Consider the following 25,508-nt stretch of genomic DNA (forward strand, 5'->3'; position numbering starts at 1 on the left):
AATTGGCAATTATTATCGACGAACTAATTAATTCTTCAAATGTTTGAAATGCCAATTAACTTTATTTAACTAGAAAACGATTGCGCTATAATTCTTTTTTTATTAATTTTGCAACCAAATCCAAAGAACAAAGAACCATTAAAGTTCATTTATTAACCAATTAGAAACATGTAAATATTTAGAACATCGAATAATAACATAATAAGAAAATGAAGAAATGAAAAAGTATTTGATGACAGGCCTTGCAGCCATTGCCTTAGCTGCTACAACTGCAAGTTGCTCAAAGAATGAAGACCTCTACAACTCCAATGCGGAGATCGATCAACAGAAGCAAGCGTATTCAGACGCGTTCAAAGCAAAGTATGGTACCATCGCCTCTAACCACACATGGGGATTCGACAAAGTCCGCACACGCACTCGTGCTGCTGATACCGATGCAAAACTTTGGGCGGGTAAATCTGAGTATGAGGGAATTGTTATTCCAAAACCCATTAACCAGGGTGGAAATCCCAATGAAGCCGCTGAGGTCATAGCAGAGTTCAGCAAGGTTAGAAGAGAACCATCTCCCATCAATTTGAATTTTACAGACTTCTTTGTACAGCAGGTTTATAAAGGAGTGGCATCATATAGTTCTTGGAAAAAACAGGATGGCACCGTGCAGACGGGTATCGTTGGTAGTAACCAGATGGACCAGTTAGCTTGTGGCCCTAATCATGATCATATCAGGAACTTTAACTATGGTGATTATTCTGGTGGCAAATACGATCAAGTATGGACAGGTGCTCTTAGTGGTCCTAATTTGAATACAGACAAAGTATATCAGGATGACCAGATGATGCTGATGGTGGGAAGTAGCACATCTCAGTTCTCATTCCACAACAGTTGGTCAGAACCTCAGCACTGGTATGATCATAACTATTATATTCTTGAGTGGAAAGGCTCATATTATGTAGGCTTCGACTTTGAGTCAGAATCTAACGAGACACAACAGGTTGGTAAGGGATATTTGAAGGGCGACAAGTTTGTTGATCGTGATTATATTTTCAACGACTGGATCGTTAAAATCACTCCTGCTTATCCTGTTAACGAACCCGATAAAGTGGTGAAGGAGACTGGTCGTATTATTTGTGAGGATTTAGGTACTGTTGATGATTTTGACTTCAATGATATTGTATTCGATGCCACAATCTATACAGACGGAACGTGTGATATTACCATTCTTTCTGCTGGTGGTACACTTGATGTGACAGTTGCTGGCGAAGACATTCACTCTCATACGGGAACGATGAACACGAACTGTAACTATGCTCTGCCTACTAAGACGGGCTATGCTCGCCTCATTGATATCCCCATTGTGGTTAGCAAAAAAAATAATGCAGGTGAGGTTGTAAGCTACGAGTTGGCTGCTACAGCTGGAGCTGCTCCTCAGAAAATTTGTGTCCCCAAGAGCTATAAGTGGTGTGTTGAGCGTACAAATATTGAGGAGGCTCATCCACAGTTTACGAATTGGGTTAATAAAAATGACATCGATACTTGGGCAACAAACTATGTTGTTGGCAAGGTTATTGAATAATAACATATCAGATACTTAAAATAACTAAATTAAGGGAGGGGGCGTCTGCGTGAGCAGGGGCCTCTTTTTTTTGTGGAGAGAATGTAAACGTTTCCGTGAATTTCTGTTAAATATAAGGTGTGGAAGTTATAACAAATCAAATTTTTTTGTATTTTTGCACAAATAATGACATCTATATTTGGGAAGCTTATTATTCTAAAGAAGTTGAGTATGAAGAAGTATTTGATGAGCAGCGTAGCCGCAATTGCCTTTTGTGGGCTTTTTACCAGCTGTACACACGAAATAGGTTTTGAGGCGCAAGCCCAGAAGAACGTGATTGAAACCTATCAAAAAGCCTTCGTAACCGCCTTCGGACAGCCAGACCCTGAAAACGAATGGGGTTTTGGTGAATCAAAAGCAGTAAGTTCAAGAGCTGTAACCCGTGCAAAAAGTGATTACGCAGACTATAAAGGCTCTATGCAGCCTGTAGAGTGGTATCAGGAAAATGGTCAATGGAAAACCCGACCATATACATTCCCTTCAGATGCAGCAAGCAGTAACTTCCTTGCAAATGTACCTAGTGGAGTAAAGTCGTATGCAGAAGTGTCAGGATATGGCCAAAGTGGATATGCAAAGGGGACAAGTTATCTCGATCCGTCATGGAAAGGTGATGTAAACATCTGGGGATCAAACAATTCTGGTGGTACGCTCTATATAAAAGGAAATAACGATTTCTCCAGCAGAAGTTTCTATGTGTCTCCTAATACAAATGTCTATCTTCTTGAAGGTGCCACTTTAAAACTGAGAGACGACGCTGCAAGCACCATTAAGTTTAATCTCTATATGGCGCCCACGGCGAAGTTGATTGCCAAAGGAACAACAGGGCGTGTAAAGTTGGACAATACAGCCAAACTTTATAATCATGGTGATATCGAATGTAAGAGTTTCGAGGTCAACAATACAAGTCTGTTTTATAATTGTGGAACCCTGACCACAAGTGGTGAGGTGTTTGTTGCCAACAGACAATCGGTTTTGGTAAATGATGGGACTATTACATCAGGAACCCCTGAGAGAAAGACGGGGCGTTTGGTTACTGCAGGTAGTGGTCGCGTTCAGAATAATGCAGAATGGATAGTCTATGGTGAGACAATCATTAATAGTAATGCCAACATTTGGGTGAACAACGGACATTTTACTACAGAAAACTACACCTATACTGCCACAAGTAGTAGTGTTATCAATAACTGTTTTCTCACCGTTCATGAGAACTTCTGCATCAATATTGCTGATAGCCGTGGTAGTTTCAAGATTGATTCTGGCGGAGGTGTGTTAACCAAGAACTTCTATGGTGGCGGAGATTTTGTTGCCAAAGACAATAATGGTAATAACGTAACTTTCCAAGGTGGCCCCTTTAAGGTTGAAATGGGTTCAAAGGCCTTGTTTAAAGTTACGGAGACAGCTATGATGAATGCGCTTGGCAGCGGAATCGAAGAGAATGGCTATGGTTTTCATGGTGTTGGAAGTGATTATGCCGTGCTCCAGGCCAAGAATATTGTCCAGACGAAAGAAGGTCATGGTAACGTGGCCTATGGAGGCAAACTTTATGTTTCTGCTGAGACACACTTCCCTCAAGGTTATAGTGGCGCATATCCATATATTCATTACCAGAATGGTTGTTCGAAGAACAATATATATGCTGCAGGATTCAACTCTGGCAAGCCAAAGATTACGATTCCAACCACTCCATGTAATCCAGGATTTGGAGACACGCCTCCAGATGTGTCAGATCCAGACGTGATTCGCGTAATTTGCGAGGACCTGTCTGTGACGCAGAATAGTGACTTTGATTTCAATGACGTCGTGTTCGATGTGAAGTTGATTGAGAATAATTCGAAGGTAAGGATTACTTTGCGTGCTGCTGGTGGTACGTTGCCATTAACTGTTGCGGGTGAAGAGGTTCACGCACTATTTAAAGAAGTTAATCCAAACTTAGGCATTACGACGATGTCGATGATTAATACCGAAAATACGGGCGATAAATATACCTTTATAGGTTGTGTTCCGGCCACCTTTGTGGTGAACAATATATGGGGTTCTACAGTAAAGGAGGTTGCCAAGAATATTCCCGTCTTGGTTTACAAGCTTATTGGCGAGGAGAAAGTTTGGGTAGAATTAGAGTGCGAAAAGGGCAAGGCTACAGCAAAGGTTGCAGTACAAGACGACTATAGCTGGTGCGACGAGCGTACCCATATAAATAACAAATACACGCTTGAAGATATGCGTGGCAATGAGTATCCGGGTTTCACAATGTTTGTTCGCGGCATTGTCGATACAGATGAGTGGTATAGATACAGAGGCCCCATCACCGATGAGATGGTACGTGAGTATACAGGTCAATAAAGACGATATTTCATCAAATACTTAAATACTAGTCTGGGAGGGCGTCTGCGTGAGTTGACGCCTCCTTTTTTACCTTAAAACATACAAAAGGAATGAATCCGCTTGCATATTTTCGGAATAATTTGTAATTTTGCAGTCAATATGGTATTAAACTGGATTTGGGTAGCGTTTTTCATCGTGGCGTTTGTGATTGCGCTGGTGAAACTAGTGTTCTGGGGAGACTTCGATGTATTCCCTGCTATGATGGATTCAACATTTTCATCGTCGAAAACAGCCTTCGAGATTTCCTTAGGATTAACCGGTGTGTTGTCGCTCTGGTTGGGTATCATGAAAATAGGTGAGAAGGGCGGCGTTGTGAATGTACTGGCCCGTCTCCTGAGTCCTATCTTCACAAAGCTGTTTCCTGATATTCCCAAGGGGCATCCTGTTACGGGTTCCATCTTTATGAACATAGCAGCGAATATGCTGGGGCTTGACAATGCTGCTACGCCTTTGGGACTGAAAGCTATGGAGCAGCTTCAAGAACTGAACCACAAGAAAGATACGGCAACAAATCCGATGATTATGTTTCTTGTGCTGAACACTTCAGGATTAACACTGATACCAATTTCTATCATGGTGTATCGTGCCCAGATGGGAGCCGCTCAGCCAACAGACATCTTCATCCCCATTTTGTTGGCTACATTCTTCTCGACCCTTGCAGGTATTACCATTACGAGTCTCTTCCAGAAAATTAATCTGCTAAATCGCACCATCCTACTTACACTTGGTGGGGCTGCTATAGTTGTGGCTGGTATCATTTGGAGCCTTGGGCAAATGGACTCTTTGCTGATGAATCGTGTAAGTACCTCATCAGCCAATATCCTGTTGATGGTAATTATCATAGCTTTCATTCTGGCAGGAGTTAGAAAGAAAATTAATGTCTACGATGCCTTTATTGAGGGGGCGAAGGAGGGCTTTCAAACAGCAGTCAGAATTATCCCTTATCTCGTAGCGATCCTTGTTGGCATAGGCGTTTTTCGTGCTTCAGGCGCAATGGATATGATAATCGACGGCATTCGTTATGGCGTTGAGGCTTGTGGTGGTAACAGCGACTTTGTTGCAGCCCTGCCTACAGCGCTGATGAAGCCTCTCTCTGGCAGTGGTGCTCGAGGTATGATGGTTGATGCCATGACTACATATGGCGCAGATTCTTTTGTGGGGCGTTTGAGTTGTATTTTCCAAGGTTCTACTGATACCACATTCTATATCTTGGCTGTATATTTTGGCAGTGTAGGTATTGTGAAAACCCGTCATGCTGTAGCATGCGGTCTCTTGGCAGACTTGGCAGGTATCATTGCTGCCATCGCAATAGCGTATTTATTCTTTAGTTAAGTTATGGCAAATCTAAAATCATTAGCAAAAGACACGGCGATTTATGGGCTGAGTAGTATTGTTGCCCGATTTATCAATTATCTGTTGGTACCTATCCAGACGGTACGATTCGCAGCGTCTGGAGGAGAATATGGTATTATCACAAATGTCTATGCTTATGTGTCGATACTTATCATCCTACTGACCTTTGGTATGGAGACCACTTTCTTTCGCTTTATGAGCAAAGAGGGTGAGGATCCTAAGAAGGTCTATTCTACCACATTGGCAATGGTGATGATGACATCACTTATCTCGACAATTCTGGTTTTATTGTTTCTACATCCGATAGCAAGTGCCGCAGGTTATGCTGACCATCCGGAGTATATAGGGGTGATGTATGCCACTGTTGCCATCGACGCATTTATGGCAATCCCGTTTGCCTATTTACGATATCTACACAAACCCCTGCGTTTTGCCTTGCTGAAGGTTATAAACATTCTGATGAACATTACGCTTAATATTCTATATCTTATTGTATTACCTGCCCTGAAACTGAATCTATTTGGTATCTATGATGAGCAGTTTACACTTGATGTGGCTTTTGTTTTCTATATTAACTTGTTATGTACAATTGTCACTTTATTGCTGCTCTGGAAAGAGTGGGGGACGAATTCCTTTAGAATCGAGAAGGCTACATGCAAGCGTATGCTTACTTATACTTGGCCGCTACTCGTGATGGGATTGGCGGGACAATTGAATCAGGCTGCTTCACAAATACTTTTCCCCTACCTTTTCGATGGATCGCAGGATGAGGCACGCGAGCAACTTGGTATCTATGGAGCATGTATAAAAATAGCCATGATTATGGTGATGATAACTCAGGCTTTTCGTTTCGCCTATGAGCCTTTTGTGTTTGGAAAATCAAAAGAAAAGGATAATCGGGAGATGTATGCTCAGGCCATGAAGTTTTATCTGATATTTACGTTATTGGCTTTCCTAGTGGTGATGGGCTATCTTGACATTCTTAAATATGTGGTTGGCGAAACCTATTGGGAGGGGCTTCGTGTTGTACCTATTGTAATGGCAGCAGAGATTATGTTTGGTGTATTCTTCAATCTCTCATTTTGGTACAAACTCACAGACAGAACAATATGGGGAGCGTACTTCTCTGGTATCGGAGCCGTGGTACTCATAACGATAGATGTTTTGATGATTCCCAGTTTTAGTTATATGGCATGTGCGTGGGCAGGATTTGCGGCATACGCGACTTCGATGGTCCTATCCTACTTTATAGGCCAGCGATACTACCCTATTGCTTATCCGATTAAGGACATGACTGTTTATCTGTTAATAGCCATCCTTCTCTTTGTTGGTATCCAGATATCAAACAATTTGCTGATGACCTGGCTGGCCATATCTGTGAATACCTTATTGGTAGGAGTCTTTGTTGCTTATCTGGTAAAAAAAGACTTTCCACTCAGCAGTATTCCCGTTATCGGAAAGAAATTCAAAAAATAACAAGATATGAAAAAATTACTTTTTACATTAGTGTTAATATGTAGTCTTTCATCAGTTCACGCAGATGAAGGCATGTGGACACTTTACAACCTGCCGAATGCTGTCTACGAGACGATGAAGCAGGAGAATTTTGAACTTCCTTATAGCGCGCTTTATCAAGGCGATAATGCTATTAAGAACTGCGTTGTTAACTTTGGTGGTTATTGCTCTGGTGTTGTAGTATCACCTAACGGATTGGTTTTCACTAACCATCATTGTGGCTTTGAGGCCATACGCAGCCATTCTACAGTAGAGCACGACTACATGCTTAATGGTTTTGTTTCCAATAGCTACGAGGAGGAACTGCCTAATGAGGACCTCTTTGTCAGTTTTATGGTGGAGCAAAAGGATATTACTGCTTATCTTGATTCATTGGGACTGAACAAATTGGCAGAGGCGGAACGCTCGCATTTTGTTGATTCCATAGAGAATGTGATGTTGAAAGAAATTGCAAAGCAAGATTCAACGTTGCGTGTGGAAATCAAGCCTTTTTACGAAGGGAATCAGTATTATCTTACCACCTATCGCGACTATCATGATGTTCGCTTGGTGTTTGCCTTACCCAAGTCAATGGGTAAATTTGGTGGTGAGACCGACAATTGGATGTGGCCTCGTCAGACTTGCGACTTTTCTGTATTTCGTGTTTATGTAGACCCTAAGACGGGTGGACCTGCAAAATATTCTAAAGACAATGTGCCGATGAAACCTAGAATGTGGGCGCCAGTTTCATTGCAAGGCTATGTGCCAGGTTCTTTCTCTATGACTATAGGCTATCCTGGTAGTACAAGCCGCTATTTGTCGAGCTATGGTATTAAGGAACGTCGCGATGCAGAGAACAAACCCCGTTACCAGACTCGTGAGGTAAAGCAGGATATTATGATTCGTCATATGCGTGCTGACGAGGCTGTACGTATTAAGTACGACTCAAAATACGCTCAGAGTTCCAATTACTGGAAGAACTCCATCGGAATGAACAAATGTATCGACTCCATCGGACTTATCCAACAGAAGGCACAGTTTGAACAGAAAATTCGCCAGTGGCAGGATTCTACAGGCTTTTTGATGGGTAAACTCGACTTTGAAAAGCTAGAAAAGCTTTATGAGAGGCGCTTTAATGCCGTGCGAGCATTGACTTTCTATAATGAGACTTTTGGTAGACGCAACACCGATGAGATGACCCGTAGGGCTGTTCGTGTACAGAATGGCGCCATCATTAAAGGCAAAGATGGTAAGCCCAAGAGCAACTATATCGAGTTTAAGAACAATTCTGATGAGTGGGACTATGATACAGACCGTGAGATTCTTGCAGCCCTGCTGAAGCACTATCGTGATCAGGTGGAAATAAAATATCAGCCCGACTTCTATAATATTATCGATCACGACTATAAGGGTGACTATCAGAAGTTCGTAAATGAGCTTTATAAGAAGTCGAAACTAATGAAAAGTGGCAAGAAAATCTATGTAAATAAGAAGGGATATCATAAGGATCCTGCGGTGATGTATGGCGAAAGCCTTATCAGTACCCTTGCCGATATACGGACTGACATTATTTCAACTATTGATTCTATCGATATTCAGGAACGTTACCTCTGTGCTGCCAAATTACGCATGGAAGAGGATATGCCTAACTATAGCGATGCCAACTTCACTATGCGTCTCTCTTATGGCCAGGTGGGTGAATATCTGTTGGCAGGCAAGCCCTCAGGTTATTACACTACTGCTGAGAGTATTGTTGAGAAAATGAAGCAAGGAGAGCAAGGGGTAATCGACTATGAGGCAGAACCTATCATGAAGGAACTGCTCTCTGCGAAGGATTTTGGCAAATATACTGATAAGACTACGGGTAAGATGCATCTTTGCTTCCTTTCAAACAATGACATAACAGGTGGAAACTCTGGCTCACCTATGTTTAATGGCAAAGGTGAACTTATAGGTCTCGCTTTTGACGGCAATTGGGATAGCCTGAGTTCTGACATTTTCTTCGACTCACAATTGGCCCGCTGTATCGGTGTAGACATCCGTTACGTGCTCTATATGATGGAAAGCTGGGGTAAGGCCGACAGATTAATTAAGGAGATTGGCGCAAGATGAGTGAGGAATAAAAGAAACTGAAGACCGAATGAAAAAACTAACTACTATACTACTAATGGCTGGCCTCTGCCTGAATATGCAGGCGGAGGCTCTGCCGAAATACATTGATCTGAGTGGCACTTGGCTGTTCGCTCTTGATCGTAACAAAACAATCCAGGCAGGGACTCAATTAACGGAAACAATCCAACTGCCAGGAACAACCGATACCAATAAGAAGGGTGATTATACTGCAAGAAGTGAGGAAACCACCCAATTATCGCGACTTTGGTCGTACAAGGGACGAGCGTGGTATCAGAAAGAGGTGGATATCCCTGTTTCTTGGAAAGGTAAGCCTGTTTATCTGACTCTGGAACGTACAAAGCCATCGGAAGTTTATGTGGATGGAAAATTCGCAGCTTCCTCAAACGATATATCTACTCCTCAGGTATTTGAACTCTCCAAATGGCTCAAACCTGGTAAGCACCAGCTTACCATCATGATTGATAATGGTTACGGAGTGCCTAAGCAACTTTACGAAAGTAGTCACGCCTATACCGAGAGCACTCAAACAAACTGGAATGGTATCATCGGTAAAATCGAACTGTCAATACAACTTCCTTCACCGTCACAGGTAAAAGTAGTACACCAGAACTTCCGTGATTTCCATATCGAAGGCCAGCATTTCTATGCTAATGGACATGTCATCTATTTAAGGGGTAAGCACGATGCTTGTGTATGGCCGTTGACAGGTCATGTGGCAATGGATGTAGAGTCGTGGAGGAAATATCTTGGCACTTGTGGTGCATATGGTATTAACCACATCCGTTTTCATTCCTGGTGTCCGCCAGAGGCAGCATTCGTAGCTGCTGATGAGTTGGGCATTATCATGCAGCCCGAACTTCCCTTCTGGGGTAGCTTTGATGAGCAAGACGATACGCTGATGACCTTCCTACATAAAGAAGGAGTGAATATATTGCGAACCTATGGTCATCATCCTTCGTTTCGTATGTTTGCACTCGGCAACGAACTTTGGGGCTCAATAGAAAAAATGGCAGAATTCGTCGAAGATTTCCGCAAGATTGCCCCCGACAAGTTTTATACTTTCGGCTCCAATTACTATTTGGGTTATCAAGGCGTGAAAAAAGGAATGGATTATTTTACCACTTGTCGTGTAGGTGGTGAGGGATGGGGAAATTATAACACCCACACCCGAGGCTCGTTCTCGTTTGCAGATGCCGCTGACGGTGGTGTTATAAATCATTTTTATCCTAATACGATGATGAACTTTGAGGAAGGCTGTCAATTAGCCTACCCAGAAGGGACTGCATGGACTAAGGCCGTTCCTGTCATTTCACACGAAACGGCTCAATTCCAGACTTATCCCGATTACGATGAAATCAAGAAATACACAGGTGTGCTTTATCCTTATAATATGGAGGTGTTCCGCAATCGCCTAGAGAAGGCTGGTATGTTAGATCAAGCAAAAGACTTTCATAAGGCAAGCGGACTCTGGTCGCTCCAGCTCTATAAACAGGACATAGAGATGGATTTGCGCACTAGAAACATGGCAGGTTTCCAGCTTCTTGATTTGCAAGATTATCCTGGGCAAGGCTCTGCTTACGTGGGTATTCTCAATGCCTTTATGGAACCGAAAGGCATTTGTACGGAGCGTGAGTGGCGACAGTGGTGCGCCCCTGTAGTACCGCTACTCATAGCCGACAGATTTTGTTTCACCAACCAAGAAGGCATCAGAGCTTGGATTCAAGTAGCTAACTATAGTGGGGAATCGTTGAATGGAAAGACGCTATGCTGGCAACTGACTTCTAACTCGAAAGGCGTTGCATCAGGAAATATTCTACTGCCTTCTACAGAAGGGCTTTTTACTGCTGGAGAGCTCTGCATCGACCTCTCTGCCTTTGACAAGCCAACCAAACTGCAGCTCAGCCTTTCTATAGGCGAAACGGAGTATTTCGGTGCACCCTATCACAATACTTACGATCTCTGGGTTTATCCAGCTTGGAGTGATTTGAGTAAACTGGAGAGTTTGGTAATGGTGACGAATGAGCTTAACGATATTGCCATTAGTCAGCTGCAGAAAGGTAAGAGCGTATTGTTAATGCCTGATTCTACCGATCTCTGTGTTGGCGGACTCTTTACCACCGATTATTGGAACTATCGTATGTTCAAAACCATTTCCGAGAATAATAAAAAGCCTGTTTCACCAGGAACCCTAGGTATTTTGACAGATCCGAATCACCCCATATTTAATGGTTTTCCTACAGAAATGCATACCAATTGGCAATGGTTTCCTATTGTCAAAGCCAGTCATCCGATGATACTCGACAATACTAGCCCTGACTATCGTCCTATCATACAGGTTATCGATAACGTGGAACGTAATCATAAACTCGGCCTTGTCTTCGAATTTCAAGTGGATAAAGGCAAGTTACTGGTATGTATGGCCGATCTTGAGGCTGCCACATCCTATCCAGAAGGCCGCGCCTTCTATCGCAGTGTCTTGGAATACATGACTTCCGAGGACTTTACTCCAAAGACCCAGATTACCCTTGAAGACTTCAAGAAACTTATGACGAATCCTGTTGTTGAGGGTAAAATAGGTGAACTGAATAACATTTCACCTTATTAATTGAAAAGAAAGAGCCTTGCTACTTGCAAGGCTCTAAGCTTTTATCATTTGGCTGATTTCTTCGAGGGAATTAGCTGTTTTTATATACTGGTGCCAATCACCGCGAATCATTCCTTTTGCCTGCAAATCGTCAAGTAGGGCAACCAAATGGTTCCAAAAGCCCTTCATATTATACAGAATGACCATCTTCTGATGATACCCGATTGTTGCTGATGCTGCAACGGTAAACACTTCGTCAATAGTGCCGATGCCTCCAGGAAGGGCGATAAACACATCGCTCTGATCCATCATCAGTTGTTTGCGGTCTGTGAGATTATCGCAAGGAATCTCCACATCTACATAGTCGCTTGTGCGTCCACTCTTTTCCACCATCATAGGCACGACACCTATCGTGCGGCCTCCATCCTTCTTTGTTGCTTTAGCCAAACACTCCATAAGCCCTTGGTTCACACCGCCATAAACAATGCTGTGATTGTTGGTGGCGGCCCATTTCCCAAGTTCTTCTGTCATCGCAAAAAACTCAGGATCAATCTGCTCATTAGCAGAACAAAATACACATATCTTCATAATGTTTGCAAAGTTACAAATATTTTTGTATCTTTGCAAGCGAAATAGAAATTAAACAATAAACCCACAAAACAATAACTTATGAAGAAACTATTATTATCACTCGTAATGACAACATGCATAACAGCAGGTTATGCACAAAAGAAACTAGTGCTTTATTTTTCCGAAGGTGGAACAACAAAAGTCGTAGCAGAAGAACTGCAGAAACAGTTAGGTGCTGATATTGAAAGTATTGAGGCTGTAGAGCCTTATTCTGGAGACTTTCAGGCAACTATACAGCGCAGCAATAAAGAGAGACAGAGTGGTCAGATGCCAGCTTTGAAGCCTCTTAAGTCGAACATTGCGGATTACGACATAATTTTTCTAGGTTATCCCATTTGGGGCGGTACATACGCTCTTCCGATTGCTACTCTCCTGAAAGAGCAGAACTTTGACGGGAAAACCATTGTGCCATTCTGCTCATTCGGTAGTGGTGGGCTGAACACTTCTTCTGCAGATTTAAAGAAAGCCCTGCCCAATGCAAAGATCCAGAAAGGTTATGGTGTCCGTGCTGCTAGAGTGGACGCTGCTGCAAAAGAACTTGACCGTTTCCTGAAAGAGAACGGATATAAAGAGGGAGTCGTTTCCAAGTTACCTGAGTATTCCGCTCAGCAGCCTGTAACTGAAGAGGAGAAAGCTATCTTTGATGCCGCCTGCTCGAGTTACCAGTTCCCTCTTGGTACCCCCTCAACCGTTGGCAAACGTATTACTGACGATAGCACCGATTATCAATTTACGGTGAAGGGTCGCGGTATGAACGGTGAAGAGGCTGTCTCTACCATCTTTGTAACGGTGGGTAAGGAAGAAGGGGCAAAGCCGGAATTTACTGAAGTTGTAAGATAATAGATGAAGACATTTGAAGAACTTGGCGTTTGTGAGGCAATTCGCAAGGCCATCGATGAATTAGGTTTTGTACAGCCAATGCCTGTACAGGAGGCGGTGATTCCCTATTTGTTGGAGAATCAGAATGATGTAATCGCTTTGGCGCAAACGGGAACAGGTAAGACCGCAGCATTTGGTATTCCCTTGTTGGAGCGCATAGACACATCATGGCGCGATACCCAGGCACTGGTGCTCTCGCCTACGCGAGAACTGTGCTTACAGATAGCAGATGATATCCGCGATTTTGCCAAATACATGGATGGTGTCCATGTTGAGGCTGTTTACGGCGGTGCTGCTATAGAGCCACAGGTACGTGCCTTAAAGAAAGGCGTGCAGATTATCGTGGCAACTCCTGGACGACTTGTCGACCTGATGCATCGTGGCAAAGCCCAACTTGGACAAGTAACGAATATTGTGCTTGACGAGGCTGACGAAATGCTGAACATGGGATTTTCAGACAGTATCAACGAGATTTTTGAATCATTGTCTGCTAATCATCACACGCTGATGTTCTCTGCCACGATGAGTAAAGAGGTGGAACGTGTGGCTAAGAAATACCTGCACGACTACAAGGAGATTGTGGTAGGTAGTCGCAACGAAGGAGCCGAGAGCGTAAACCATATTTATTATATGGTGAACGCCAAAGACAAATACCTCGCTTTGAAGCGTATTGTCGACTATTACCCCCGCATCTTCGCCATCATCTTCTGTCGTACAAAAGTCGAGACACAGGAGATTGCCGACAAACTCATCAAAGACGGATATAATGCAGAGTCACTACATGGTGACCTGAGTCAGCAACAACGAGACCTGACGATGCAGAAATTCCGCAACCATTTGACACAACTGCTAGTAGCCACAGATGTGGCTGCTCGCGGACTGGATGTGGACGATCTGACACATGTCATCAACTTCGGACTGCCCGATGATATCGAGAACTATACCCATCGCTCTGGTCGTACAGGCCGTGCTGGCAAGAAGGGAACTTCTATTTCGATTGTTCATAGCCGCGAGAAGTTTAAGATTCGCAATATCGAGAAGGAAATTGGTAAGGAGTTTGTGAAGGCTGAGATTCCATCGGCAGAAGAGATTTGCAAGAAACAGCTCTATAAAGTGATGGACCAGATTGTGAAGACCGACGTAGATGATGAAGAGATAGCTCCTTTCATGCAAGATATCAATCGCTATTTCGAATATATCGATAAAGAAGAGCTTATCAAGAAGATTGTATCATTGGAGTTTGGAAAGTTTCTGGCCTATTATGCCGAAGCACCAGAGATTGAGGCGGTTGTACCAGACAGGAAGGAAAGAAAGCCTCAGAGCGACAAGCAAAAGCTGCAGAACAAAGCAGCAAAGGGTTATAAGCGACTTTTCATTAATCTCGGTAAGCGTGATGGTTTCTATCCTGGTGAACTGATGCAGACATTGAACCGCTTCGTTGGCGGACGTCAAGAGGTGGGGCATATCGACCTGCTTGATACCATTTCTTACTTTGAGGTACCGGAAAAGGATGCCAAGAAGGTGATGATACAGTTGTCTGGCATCAGATATAAGGGAAGAACGGTTCGTTGTAATGATGCAGACGAAGGCGGAAAAGTGCCTGAAGGTAAGTCATCATCAACCTCCAAACGCCAGAAGAAAGACGATTGGCGTAGCTTGATGCGCTCATCCGAGGGTCGTTCGCAAGGCAAGGGTAGAGGTGCTCGTGATTTAAAAGGGCCAGAGCCTGATTTCACTGAAGAAGGTTGGGCCATGCGCAAGCCTCGTAAGAAAAAGAAATAAATAGCCCCTTATCCATTACAAGCGGTCTGTATCGGTAGTACAGACCGCTTGTAATAAGGAAAGGTGACGTCTAAGTCAGCAAAAACAAGACAATACAGTTTTATTGCTTAAGTTTTTCTGCCATGGCATGGCCGAGAGCTTCGCATTGGGCTTTAGTCTCGGGGGTGAGGGATTGCTTAATCTCTACAGGTTCTCCTACAGCCTCGAAGTGAAGACGCTCATCGTTCCATTTCTGAATCTCAGCTACAGCCTTTGACGCCCAGCCGAAAGAGCCGAACCATCCGAGATAGTGGTTCTTAATGTCCTTCCCTGCTAGTTCCGAAAGCAGCACGTCCATCTCGTGATAAAGCCCTGTATTATATGTAGGAGCGCCTACAATCAGACCTTTGTAGCGGAACACGTCACGTATAATATAGCTATGGTGAGTCTTTGAGACATTATACATCACAATGTTCTTTACGCCAGCCTCAGAAGCCGCACGGGCTATAACTTCTGCGGCACGTTCAGTATTTCCATACATCGTACCATAGCAGATGACAAGTCCTGGCTCTGTCTCATACTTTGAGAGCGTGTCATAGATACCTATTACCTTTTCAACATATTCATGCCATACTGGACCATGTGTAGCACAGAGATAATCCAACTGAATGCCTTCAAGTTTCTTCAAGGCGTTCTGCACGGGAGTTCCGTATTTGCCAACGATATTTGAATAGTATCGCACCATTTCCAACCAGAATGTATCAGTATTGATCTGAGAATCCACAACACCGCCATTCAAAGCACCGAAGCATCCGAAAGCGTCACCAGAGAAGAGGACGTGGCTTACCGATTCCAGTGTTACCATCGTCTCAGGCCAATGCACCATCGGAGTCATCACGAAGTTCAGCGTGTGACTACCAAGTTCCAGCGTATCACCGTTCTTGACCTCTAACAGACCGTCAATGACGCCATAGAAACCTTCGGCCATCTGGAATGTCTTTTTATTACCGATAATCTGAATCTCTGGATAATATTTCCTAATCAGTGCAAGACTGCCGCTATGGTCAGGTTCCATGTGGTTGATAACCAGATAGTCAATTTTGCGATCGCCGATGACCTCATGTATGTTTTCAAGAAACTGCACGAAGAAATCTACCTCGACAGTATCAATCAGACACACTTTCTCATCATCAATCAGATAAGAGTTATAAGACACGCCATTTGGCAATGGCCACAAACCTTCAAAGAGGTTCTTGTTACGATCGTTGACACCTACATAGTAGATTTTGTTGATAATTTCCTTCATAAATTTATCATTTTTAGTTATTCTTTTCCAATTCCTCCAGGCATGCCTCCCGCTCGGCTTTGCCGCTTGGCTCGTCCAAGAGCTCTTGTTTTTTCAGGTCGGCAAACACTTGGTCCACACTGTTGTTGATGCTTTGGCATACGTTTGCGGCAAACTGCTGAGCCTCATCTACTATTTTGTCCCACAGCTCTTCAGGAAGACCGTGTTCCAGCATCTCACGGGTAACACCGTACTTAATAATTCCATAGACGAACCCTGCATTGAAGTTGTCGCCAGCTCCAATCGTGCTGACAGTTTCAGACTGCATTGCGGGATATTGGCGACAGAAGCCCCCTGCGCCACGCACTTCCAAAGGCTCTGCTCCTTGTGTATAGATGAAGTTCTTACAATAGAAAGATATCTCTGAGCGATAGATTGATTCTGCGTCTTTTTTATTATACATCACCTCAAAATCCTCCGTACTGCCACGAATAATGTCTGTATACTCAAAATTCTCAAGCAGGTTGGGCTTGACTCTCATTAGATCGTCACGGTGAGAGGCGCGAAAGTTCACGTCGTAATAAAGAATGGCGCCGCAATTGTGAGCGTGCTCCAGAAAAGCCGCCATCTGTTGTCGGATAACAGGGTTTACGGCATAGAAAGAGCCGAACATCACGATATCATCAGAATGAATGTCGGGGTAAATCATCTCCAGTCTGTCGTGAGGATGGTCTTTATAGAAAATATACTCCGCATCGTTGTTCTCATTCAGGAAAGCCAGAGATATAGGTGACTTTGATTCCGGATAGATGCTTACGCTACTGGCATCGACGTGATTGTCCTCCAGAAAACGGATAATACGCTGCCCCACACGGTCGTCGCCCGTCTCACTGATAAATGTCACATCCATGCCCACACGCCCTAATGAAATCAGACCATTGAACATAGAGCCGCCAGGTACAGCTCCTATAGGCTGTTCATCCTTGAAAATGATATCGAGAATTGTCTCGCCAATACCTATTACTTTTCGCATATTCTTTTAGTTATGGCTGCAAAGATACGAAAAAAATCGAAGTTCCCACGAGAAATCGAATGATTTTGAGTAACTTTGCAGCCGAAATGACAAAATATAACACTTACACCCTTAAAAACGGTCTCCGCGTCATCCACCTGCCATCAGTGTCGCAGGTGGTCTATTGTGGTTATCAGATAGCTGCAGGCACACGCAATGAACTTCCTGGTGAAGAAGGACTGGCTCATTTCTGCGAGCATCTGACTTTCAAAGGGACAGAGCGGCGTAATGCCTTGCAGATTATCAATGCCCTTGAAGGTGTGGGTGGTGAACTAAATGCTTTTACTAATAAGGAAGATACGGTGTTCTATGCCGCCATCTCTAAGGAGCATTTCCTGCGTGCAGTCGACGTTCTTACCGATATTGTCTTTCACAGCACCTATCCTCAGCATGAGATGGATAAAGAAGTAGAGGTCGTTTGCGATGAGATTGAGAGTTATAACGATTCTCCAGCCGAACTAATCTACGACGAGTTTGAGAACATCCTTTTTGAAGGCCACCCTCTCGGTCATAATATCCTTGGCAGGGCCGACCTCCTTCATTCTTATACAACAGCAGATGCACTCCGTTTTGTTCAGCGGTACTATCGCCCAGACAATGCCGTCTTCTTTGTATATGGTGATATTGATTTCAAGCGACTGGTGAGAAACCTTGAGAAACAGGAATTCAGAGAGGATGGCAGACAGAAAGAGAGACCTGCGATTAATGAATCCTTCAAGGAGGAAATTTCAGAAACGCTGACACTCGAGAAAGACACTCATCAGGCCCATGTGATGCTTGGCACCAGGTCCTATCCTTATGAGGATCCGCGCCGCATGACACTCTACCTGCTTAATAATTTACTAGGTGGTCCTGGCATGAATGCCCGTTTGAACCTCTCGCTCCGTGAACATCATGGACTGGTCTATACCGTTGAAAGCGCAATGACATCTTATTCTGATACGGGCGCATGGAGCGTTTACTTCGGTTGCGACCACAATGATATCCGTCGTTGTCTCCGCTTGGTACGCCACGAACTCAACCGTATGATGCAAAAACCGCTTAGCGACAGACAACTTGCTGCGGCTAAACGGCAATTGAAAGGTCAGATTGCTATTGCCTGTGATAATCACGAACAGTTTGCACTCGACTTTGGCAGAAGCTTTCTCCATCATGGACAAGAACGCCATCTTGATGCCCTTTATCGTCGCATCGACGCCATAACAGCCGATGAGATACAGCAGGTGGCCTGCGAACTGTTCAAACCAGAACGGTTGCTGACCCTGATTTTCAAATAACTTATTTCGATAAAATCTTACAAACGTCGTATATTGTATGAGAGAAGGGTCCGGTGTGCTCAAGTTTCAGAGTACACATAGCGGCAGCAAAGTTCCCGCTCTCAGCATACGACATGCCTTTGGCACGTGCATAAAGATAACCTGCACTATAAGTATCGCCACATCCTGTCGCATCAACAAGATGGCGTGGAGGGTAGGCTGGCGTCTCATAAAACTGGCCCTCGGCATAGATTACCGAGCCACCGCCACCAAGGGTGATTATTACCTCACGAACGCCCCAGTCATGAATCTGCTCTGCGGCCGTAAACGGGTTGGTAATACTCGTTAGCGTCTGGCATTCCCATTCGTTTACTTTTAGGATGGCTGTATGCTTCAGCAACCGAAGCTTGTCTGTCCATTCCGTAGAAGAGACCTCTTCTCCGACCACCTTACGCAGATATCCCTGCACATCTATGGATACATCACCTTTTGTGGCAAGATATTCCACAACCTCTGGGGCGAAGTCGTCTGCCAGTAATGTACCGAGATGAAAGACACGTGCCTTTTCCTCTTTGAGTTGTTCCATGGTGAAGGGCGCCGACTTGGCTAGCACCCGTTGAGTGCGGTGGTCCATGTTCTCGCCATATTTGTTCTCGAAGAACACGTTTGTCTCGCTCTCGAAGGCTGTCACACGGATTCCTGCCTTGCGAAGTTTCTCCACTTCAGGCATTACCTCATGGCTCACGCTGGTCACCATGTGGAAGTCTACATCATGAGGCAGTGCTTGAAAAGCCCAGGCAATGTAATAAGCCGAACCTCCAGCGCAGTGAACCGTGTTTGGAGGGTCTTGAGTGATGATTCTGTCACGTGTGATATGTCCTATGCAGCATATATCTGTCATTATATCGACTTTTAATGGATTAAACGGGTGCAAAGATACTATTTTTATTCGAAATGTTTTGTTTTATTCACAAAATATACTATCTTTGCAACATAAATTTACCCGTTACTACTAATATAATCATGTTAAAACGAACGTTTCTGTGTGGATGTATGCTCATGATGCTGACGCTTTCATCTGTTGGCCAAATCGTCTACGATGTGACTACTTTTGGAGCCAAGGGTGATGGTAAGACAGACGACGCTCAGATCATTCAGCGTGTCATCGACAAATGCTCTGCTGAGGGTGGTGGACGAGTGCTGTTTCCGCGTAATCATACATTTATGGCAGGCCCTATCCAGTTGAAGAGTAACGTGGAACTCTACCTGGAGGCGACAGCCACCTTGAAAGCCAATCCTGATGAGAACATCTACCACCTGAGCGCATTCGGTGAGAATCGCGGCGAAGGCATGTTGTGGCTCTGGGCCGAAGATGCCGAGAACATCAGTATAGCAGGAAAAGGCACCATTCATGGCAACGGCATTGCCTTCATGGGGGCAGAGCTGGAAGACTCCTATGAGTTGAAGCCTCTGGCTGATCAGGCTTTCGATCCTCGTCCTCATGTGCTGACGCTGATGAATGTCAGCAATCTCACCATCCGCGATGTCACCATCAAGGAAGGAGCATATTGGACGGTACATCTCGTGGGCTGTAACGAGGCTGTCATCGATGGAATCAATCTTCTGAACAATCTCAAGATTCGCAATGGCGACGGTATCGATCTCGATCATTCTAAGAATGTTCGTATCAGCAATTGCCATATTACGTCGGGCGACGACTGTATCTGTCTGAAGAACCGTCGTGAGACAGAGCGTTACGGTTCTTGCCACGACATCACCGTCACCAACTGTGTCATGTCTTCGCGCTCTTGTGCCATCAAGATAGGAAGCGAGAACATGGATTCAATCTATAACGTAGTGTTTGATAATTGTATTATCACAGGTTCAAACCGTGGATTGGGCATCCAGAACCGCGACGAGGGAACGGTGACGGATGTTGTTTTCTCAAACATCCAACTCGACTGCCGTCTGTGGAGTGATGTGTGGTGGGGTAAGGCCGAGCCAATCTATGTTACCTCATATCCCCGTGCTAACGGAAACCACAAGGATGCCAACTGGCGTTTCCCTAAAGGCCAGATTGAGGGCCGCTGTGGTGAGGTGAGCCGCGTCTGGTTCAATAACATTACTGCTACCAGCGAGAACGGCTGCTTCGTGGGAGGCGACGTACCTGGTAAGGTAAAAGATATTTATTTTAATAATGTACACGTACGCATGATAAACAAAGGTGAAACTCTGTTGATGGACAAGCGCCCATGCAAAGGTGAAGGCTTTATCCGTGCAGACTGGGACAGCTTGACTAAGACGGCTGTTCCCCTGATGACAGAGAATGCAGAAGTTGTCATTAACTGACGAATATTTATTTTAATTATACTAACTCTATTTTATTATGCAAATGATCCTAAATCTCAAGCATGGAACGCAGAAGGCCATGTTCTTCGTGTTCTTTCTGTTGTGCAGTACGGTGATGCTGGCACAGAACAAGGTGTCGGGAACTGTACTGGACGCTACTGGTGAGCCTCTCATTGGCGTAAGCGTACTCGAGGCAGGAACCTCTAATGGTGTAGTAACCGACTTTGACGGTAACTTCTCACTGACCGTAAAACAGGGTGCCCAGCTTACTTTCTCTTATGTAGGCTACACCTCACAAACCCTCGCTGCCAAAAACGGCATGATCATCACTCTTCAGGAAGACAACAAGGTGCTCAACGAAGTGGTTGTCGTAGGTTATGGTACCATGCGCCGTAAGGACGTTACCTCATCTATCACCACTGTTAAGGCGGAAGACTTGAATAAGGGTGTATTCACCGATCCAGGTCAGATGCTTCAGGGTAAGGTGCCCGGACTGGTTGTATCTTCTACAGCAGACCCCAACGGCTCTCCTACCATCACACTGCGTGGTGCTTCTACTCTTCGTTCAGGTGCCATGTCACCATACTATGTAGTAGATGGTATTCCTGGTGTTGACATCTCTATCGTTTCTCCCGATGACATCGAGAGCATCGACGTGTTGCGTGATGCTACAGCAACGGCCATCTACGGATCTAAGGCTGCCAATGGCGTTATTATCATTACTACCAAGAAAGGTGCCGAAGAGAAGACAAACGTAACATACAACGGTTATGTAGCATTCGACAATATTCTTAAGACCTATGACATGGCTTCAGCCAGCGACCTCCGCGAGTACGCATCAAAGAATGGTGTTGCTTTGAAGGATGGTGGTGCCGACATGGATTGGCAGAAGGAAGTGCTCCGTACTGGTATCAGCCACAACCACAACGTTGGTATCAGCGGTGGAAATGGCCGTACCAACTATATGATCAGCGGTAACCTCATGAAGCGTGAGGGTGTTGTCAAGATGACAGGTATGGACCGTTTCAATGTCCGTTCACTCGTTTCTACCAAGACATTGAAGGACCGCCTCACATTGTCTATGAGTCTGAATTCTATGTATGGCAAGCACTTCGGTGTGCCTACAGGCAATGAGGGCGCATCAGTGCTCGATGCCATGAACTACTACTCTCCAACCAATGCTGCCAAGAATGCCGATGGCTCATGGACAGTTGGTGCTGGTTCAAAGAACTACAACCCACTCGCTCTGATGGAAGAGAATACATCAGAGACCGTTTGGAAGCGTAACCAGTTTATTGGTAAGGCAACTCTCGAGATTATCAAGAACCTGCTTTGGAATGTCAACTACTCTTGGAGCAACTACCAGAGCACCTATAGCGCCTATAATACCCGCAACTCTCAGCTCGAGGGTATCGGTAACAAGAATGGTCAGGCCAGCCGCAATACCTACTTCGGCCGCGAGCAGACCTTTGAGACCTATCTGAACTACGGCTTCACAACAGGTAAGCACAAGGTTGACCTGATGGCAGGTTACACTTGGGAGGAGAAGAAGAACAACGACGGCTTCGGCCTGAGTGTTGAGGGCTACTACAACGACGACCTGACATGGTATAATATGTCGTATGCACAGACCATCCTTCCTGTTCAGAATTCTGTATCAAGTGGCTATGTAGAGAATGTCCGCAACATCTCGTTCTATGGCCGTGCCAATTACTCATTCGACGGTCGCTACATGTTGCAGGCAACTATTCGTCGTGACGGCTCTTCAGTATTCGGTAAGAACAACCGCTGGGGTACATTCCCCTCAGTATCAGCAGCCTGGAATATCACAGAGGAGAGCTTCATGAAGAATCAGAAGATCTTCGATAACCTGAAGCTGCGCGCCGGCTATGGTATTTCCGGTAATGCTATGGGATTCGATGTTTATTCTTCATACGCTACCTATGGCGCTTCTGGTACATTCGTTTACGATGGCAAGACCTATCGTACTTATGGTGCTACCAAGAACGCTAACCCCGACTTGAAGTGGGAGACCACCTCTATGCTTAATATCGGTCTCGACTTCGCATTCCTGCGTGGACGTATCAATGGTACCTTGGAGGTTTACAACAAGAAGACTAAGGACCTGATCTGGAACTATCCTGTTCCTACCACACAGTATGTATATGGTTATATGGATGCTAACGTAGGTGAGATGACCAATAAGGGTATCGAGTTCTCGCTGAATGCTGTTCCTGTTCGTACCAAGGACTTCACATGGAGCACCACTATCAACCTGTCGCACAACAAGAATACTGTAGACAAGATGCAGAATGAGACCTATCATACCACCAACCTGTCTCAGGGCGATCCTATGGTAGCAGGTGTCTCTGCCAATGGATGGACTCAGCGCATTATGGAGGGCGAGTCAATCGGTACATTCTACACTTATCTGTATGCAGGTACTGTAAACGGACGCTCTGAGTACTATGTACTTGATGAGAATGGAAATAAGACTGGCGAGACAACCAACAATCCTGGTCTGAAGGACCGTGCTATCACTGGTTGTGCACAGCCTAAGCTCAATGCTGGTTGGAACAACAGTCTGACTTACAAGAACTGGAACCTGAATGCCTTCATCACTGGCGTATTCGGCCATGATGTTTACAATGGTCCACGTGCTCACTACACCAGCGCCCAGATGTTCTCTGATGGTAAGAACGTGCTGAAGGAGTTCCTGTCTTTCCCGGTAGGCGATGCTTCTGGCTCACTTCCATCTGACCGCTGGATCGAGAAGGGAACTTATGTACGTCTGCAGTCGCTCTCTCTGAGCTACACATTCCGCAACTGTTTCAACGACTGGATTCAGGATCTTACCCTCTATGGTACAGCTAACAACCTTCTCACAATCACAAACTACAAGGGTCTCGACCCAGAAGTTAATCTTGGTGGTATTGACCCAGGTATCGACTACCGTTGGAGCCGCTATCCCCACACACGTACCTTCATGGTTGGTGTAAAGATCAACTTTGGTGATGGCAAGAAGAAATAAAGTGATTATCATATAATAAGATTCAAGCATTATGAAACTAAATAAAGTATTTCTCGCAGCTGGCATGTTTGCCGTAGCGCTTACCAGCTGTACGGATTTGGATTTTGCTCCAAGTTCACAGTATACAGAAGACCCCAGTAAGAATTCTGGAGTCGACCCGATGATTGTCGTAGAGGCAAAGATGGCCGACGTCTATTTCCACATGTCAGGCACTCTGGGCCGTCGTTACATGGAGGCGCAGGGCCTTTCTTCCGACGAGTTCACCTGTCTTGCCTTCGATGGTGGTTATTACGACGATGGTACTTATGCCCACCAGGCTCTTCATAGCAGCGTTGCTACCGATGCTTCGCTCGACTGGTATTCAGAGGTAACGTCTGGTATCACAAAGGCTAACACCATTCTTGAGGAACTTGGCAGCGGCGCCTCTGTACAGATGACAGCTCCTGCCCGTGCCATGCGTGCCTATTTCACATGGGTGCTGATGGACAGTTTTGGCGATACACCTATCCTTGAGAAGGTTCCTGCCGAGGGTGAGGTTGTTGCCCGTTCTCCACGTAAGGAAGTCGCTGAGTGGATTGAGAAAGAGCTCACAGAGATTATTCCTTCGCTTACAGAGGATGTTACTGCTAACACTTATGGTAAGCCGACCAAGTGGATGGCAAAAGCTCTGTTGGCTAAGCTCTACATCAACTGGGCTGTTTACACCGCAGCGTCTGTCGACCAGTACGATGCAGCCACTGCTGCCAACCCCAAGCTCGACGACTGTATTGCTGCCTGCAATGATATCATCAGCAGCGGTAAGTTCAACCTCGGCTCTGTCGACTATCTGCATAAGTTCTCTTATGACAATGGCTCACAGATCGAAGACTTCATCTATGCCGTTCCTTACGATGCCCTCACCCTTCAGGGCATGCAGTATGGACGCCCCCGCTCGTTCAAGCAGCTGAAGAACCTGATGCCGAATGTGTATGGTTCAACAGATAAGTTCACACAGTCTACTGGTGGTAACATTGTTGTAACGCCTGAGTTCGCTAAACTGTTCTGTCTGGAGGGCGACATCCGTAACCTCAGCATCCTGCGTGGCGACATCTACAATCGCGACCCCAAGACCCTGAAGCCAACTACTGAGCCATTCATGTATAACGGCAAGCAGGTTCACTTCACCGAAGACATCAAGCTCATAAAGGAAGACAACACCATCGATGTCGGTAACGATGATAATGCCATCCAGCAGGGTTGCCACTCTATCAAGTGGTTCATGACTCCTGCCGACTACAACAATGGCCGTAACCAGTCTAACGATGTGCCCATCTTCCGCTATGCCGACATCCTGCTGATGAAGGCTGAGGCTCTCGCACGTCTCGGACAGAGTGGCGCTATGGAGCTGTTCAACCAGATTCGTACCTATGCCGGTGCTCCTCTGATTGCTGCTGAGCCTACGCTTCAGGAGATTTACGACGAGCGCGGCCGTGAGTTCTTCGATGAGAACTGGCGTCGTAACGATATGATTCGTTTCGGCCACTTCGAGGATGAGTTCTTCCCCCATTATAAGAAGTACGACTTTGCCAATTTCGACAAGCGTCATCGTATCTTCCCAGTAGAGCAGGAGATGCTCGACCTGAACCCTGGTTGGGAGCAGAACCCCGGCTATTAATCCGAGGATTCCTATAATATCAATATCCGTCAG

General features: G+C 45.1%; 16 protein-coding genes. 12 read left to right on the top strand and 4 right to left on the bottom strand.

The window, feature by feature from the left end; genetic code table 11:
* Positions 1-217: 217 nt before the first annotated feature.
* The 6 genes from BMX82_RS05510 to BMX82_RS05535 all read left to right on the top strand — a co-directional run bounded on the left by BMX82_RS05510 (position 218) and on the right by BMX82_RS05535 (position 11,579).
* Positions 218-1,573, top strand: a complete 1,356-nt coding sequence (locus tag BMX82_RS05510) for a DUF4842 domain-containing protein (protein ID WP_036914319.1) — start codon at positions 218-220, stop codon at positions 1,571-1,573.
* A 210-nt stretch (positions 1,574-1,783) separates the two neighbouring features.
* Positions 1,784-3,952, top strand: a complete 2,169-nt coding sequence (locus tag BMX82_RS05515; protein WP_143058326.1) for a hypothetical protein — start codon at positions 1,784-1,786, stop codon at positions 3,950-3,952.
* A gap of 141 nt (positions 3,953-4,093) precedes the next feature.
* Positions 4,094-5,326, top strand: a complete 1,233-nt coding sequence (locus BMX82_RS05520; RefSeq protein ID WP_036914315.1) for a nucleoside recognition domain-containing protein — start codon at positions 4,094-4,096, stop codon at positions 5,324-5,326.
* Between the two features lie 3 nt (positions 5,327-5,329).
* Positions 5,330-6,823 carry an oligosaccharide flippase family protein gene (locus BMX82_RS05525; RefSeq protein ID WP_091766763.1) on the top strand — a complete coding sequence of 498 codons (1,494 nt, stop codon included), beginning with the start codon at positions 5,330-5,332 and terminating at the stop codon, positions 6,821-6,823.
* Positions 6,824-6,829: 6 nt separating this feature from the next.
* On the top strand, positions 6,830-8,953 hold the full coding sequence (locus BMX82_RS05530; protein ID WP_091766766.1) for a S46 family peptidase: 2,124 nt from the start codon (positions 6,830-6,832) through the stop codon (positions 8,951-8,953).
* 28 nt (positions 8,954-8,981) lie between these two features.
* Entirely contained in the window at positions 8,982-11,579 is a 2,598-nt protein-coding gene (locus BMX82_RS05535; RefSeq protein ID WP_091766769.1) for a sugar-binding domain-containing protein, read from the top strand.
* Between the two features lie 33 nt (positions 11,580-11,612).
* On the opposite strand, the gene BMX82_RS05540 is transcribed toward BMX82_RS05535, so the two are convergent.
* Positions 11,613-12,146 carry an LOG family protein gene (locus BMX82_RS05540; protein WP_091766772.1) on the bottom strand — a complete coding sequence of 178 codons (534 nt, stop codon included), beginning with the start codon at positions 12,144-12,146 and terminating at the stop codon, positions 11,613-11,615.
* Positions 12,147-12,227: 81 nt separating this feature from the next.
* On the opposite strand from BMX82_RS05540, the gene BMX82_RS05545 reads away from it, so the two are divergent.
* Positions 12,228-13,028, top strand: a complete 801-nt coding sequence (locus BMX82_RS05545; protein ID WP_231622235.1) for a flavodoxin — start codon at positions 12,228-12,230, stop codon at positions 13,026-13,028.
* Positions 13,029-13,031: 3 nt separating this feature from the next.
* Positions 13,032-14,849, top strand: coding sequence for a DEAD/DEAH box helicase (locus BMX82_RS05550; RefSeq protein ID WP_091766775.1), 1,818 nt, complete (start codon positions 13,032-13,034; stop codon positions 14,847-14,849).
* A gap of 100 nt (positions 14,850-14,949) precedes the next feature.
* Here BMX82_RS05550 and BMX82_RS05555 read toward each other — a convergent pair whose 3' ends face one another.
* Both BMX82_RS05555 and BMX82_RS05560 read right to left on the bottom strand, forming a co-directional pair.
* Positions 14,950-16,134: an FprA family A-type flavoprotein gene (locus tag BMX82_RS05555; protein WP_036914298.1), complete on the bottom strand. Its 1,185-nt coding sequence runs from the start codon at positions 16,132-16,134 to the stop codon at positions 14,950-14,952.
* A gap of 13 nt (positions 16,135-16,147) precedes the next feature.
* Positions 16,148-17,146, bottom strand: a complete 999-nt coding sequence (locus tag BMX82_RS05560) for a carbohydrate kinase family protein (RefSeq protein ID WP_081911221.1) — start codon at positions 17,144-17,146, stop codon at positions 16,148-16,150.
* A gap of 86 nt (positions 17,147-17,232) precedes the next feature.
* Here BMX82_RS05560 and BMX82_RS05565 point away from each other — a divergent pair, with 86 nt between their 5' ends.
* Positions 17,233-18,462, top strand: a complete 1,230-nt coding sequence (locus BMX82_RS05565; protein ID WP_036914294.1) for a M16 family metallopeptidase — start codon at positions 17,233-17,235, stop codon at positions 18,460-18,462.
* A 1-nt stretch (position 18,463) separates the two neighbouring features.
* On the opposite strand, the gene BMX82_RS05570 is transcribed toward BMX82_RS05565, so the two are convergent.
* Positions 18,464-19,342 (bottom strand): PfkB family carbohydrate kinase, encoded by an 879-nt coding sequence (locus BMX82_RS05570; protein ID WP_036914292.1) that lies wholly within the window; start codon positions 19,340-19,342, stop codon positions 18,464-18,466.
* A gap of 122 nt (positions 19,343-19,464) precedes the next feature.
* Here BMX82_RS05570 and BMX82_RS05575 point away from each other — a divergent pair, with 122 nt between their 5' ends.
* From BMX82_RS05575 to BMX82_RS05585, 3 genes are read left to right on the top strand one after another with little or no spacing between them, the layout of a single operon-like run.
* On the top strand, positions 19,465-20,790 hold the full coding sequence (locus BMX82_RS05575; protein ID WP_091766778.1) for a glycoside hydrolase family 28 protein: 1,326 nt from the start codon (positions 19,465-19,467) through the stop codon (positions 20,788-20,790).
* A gap of 43 nt (positions 20,791-20,833) precedes the next feature.
* Complete coding sequence (locus BMX82_RS05580) at positions 20,834-23,821, top strand: SusC/RagA family TonB-linked outer membrane protein (RefSeq protein WP_410524402.1); 2,988 nt, start codon at positions 20,834-20,836, stop codon at positions 23,819-23,821.
* A 31-nt stretch (positions 23,822-23,852) separates the two neighbouring features.
* Positions 23,853-25,475, top strand: coding sequence for a RagB/SusD family nutrient uptake outer membrane protein (locus BMX82_RS05585; RefSeq protein WP_091766782.1), 1,623 nt, complete (start codon positions 23,853-23,855; stop codon positions 25,473-25,475).
* Positions 25,476-25,508: the final 33 nt, after the last annotated feature.

It is taken from the genome of Prevotella sp. khp7, from assembly GCF_900109055.1.
In the GTDB taxonomy this organism is placed as follows: domain Bacteria; phylum Bacteroidota; class Bacteroidia; order Bacteroidales; family Bacteroidaceae; genus Prevotella.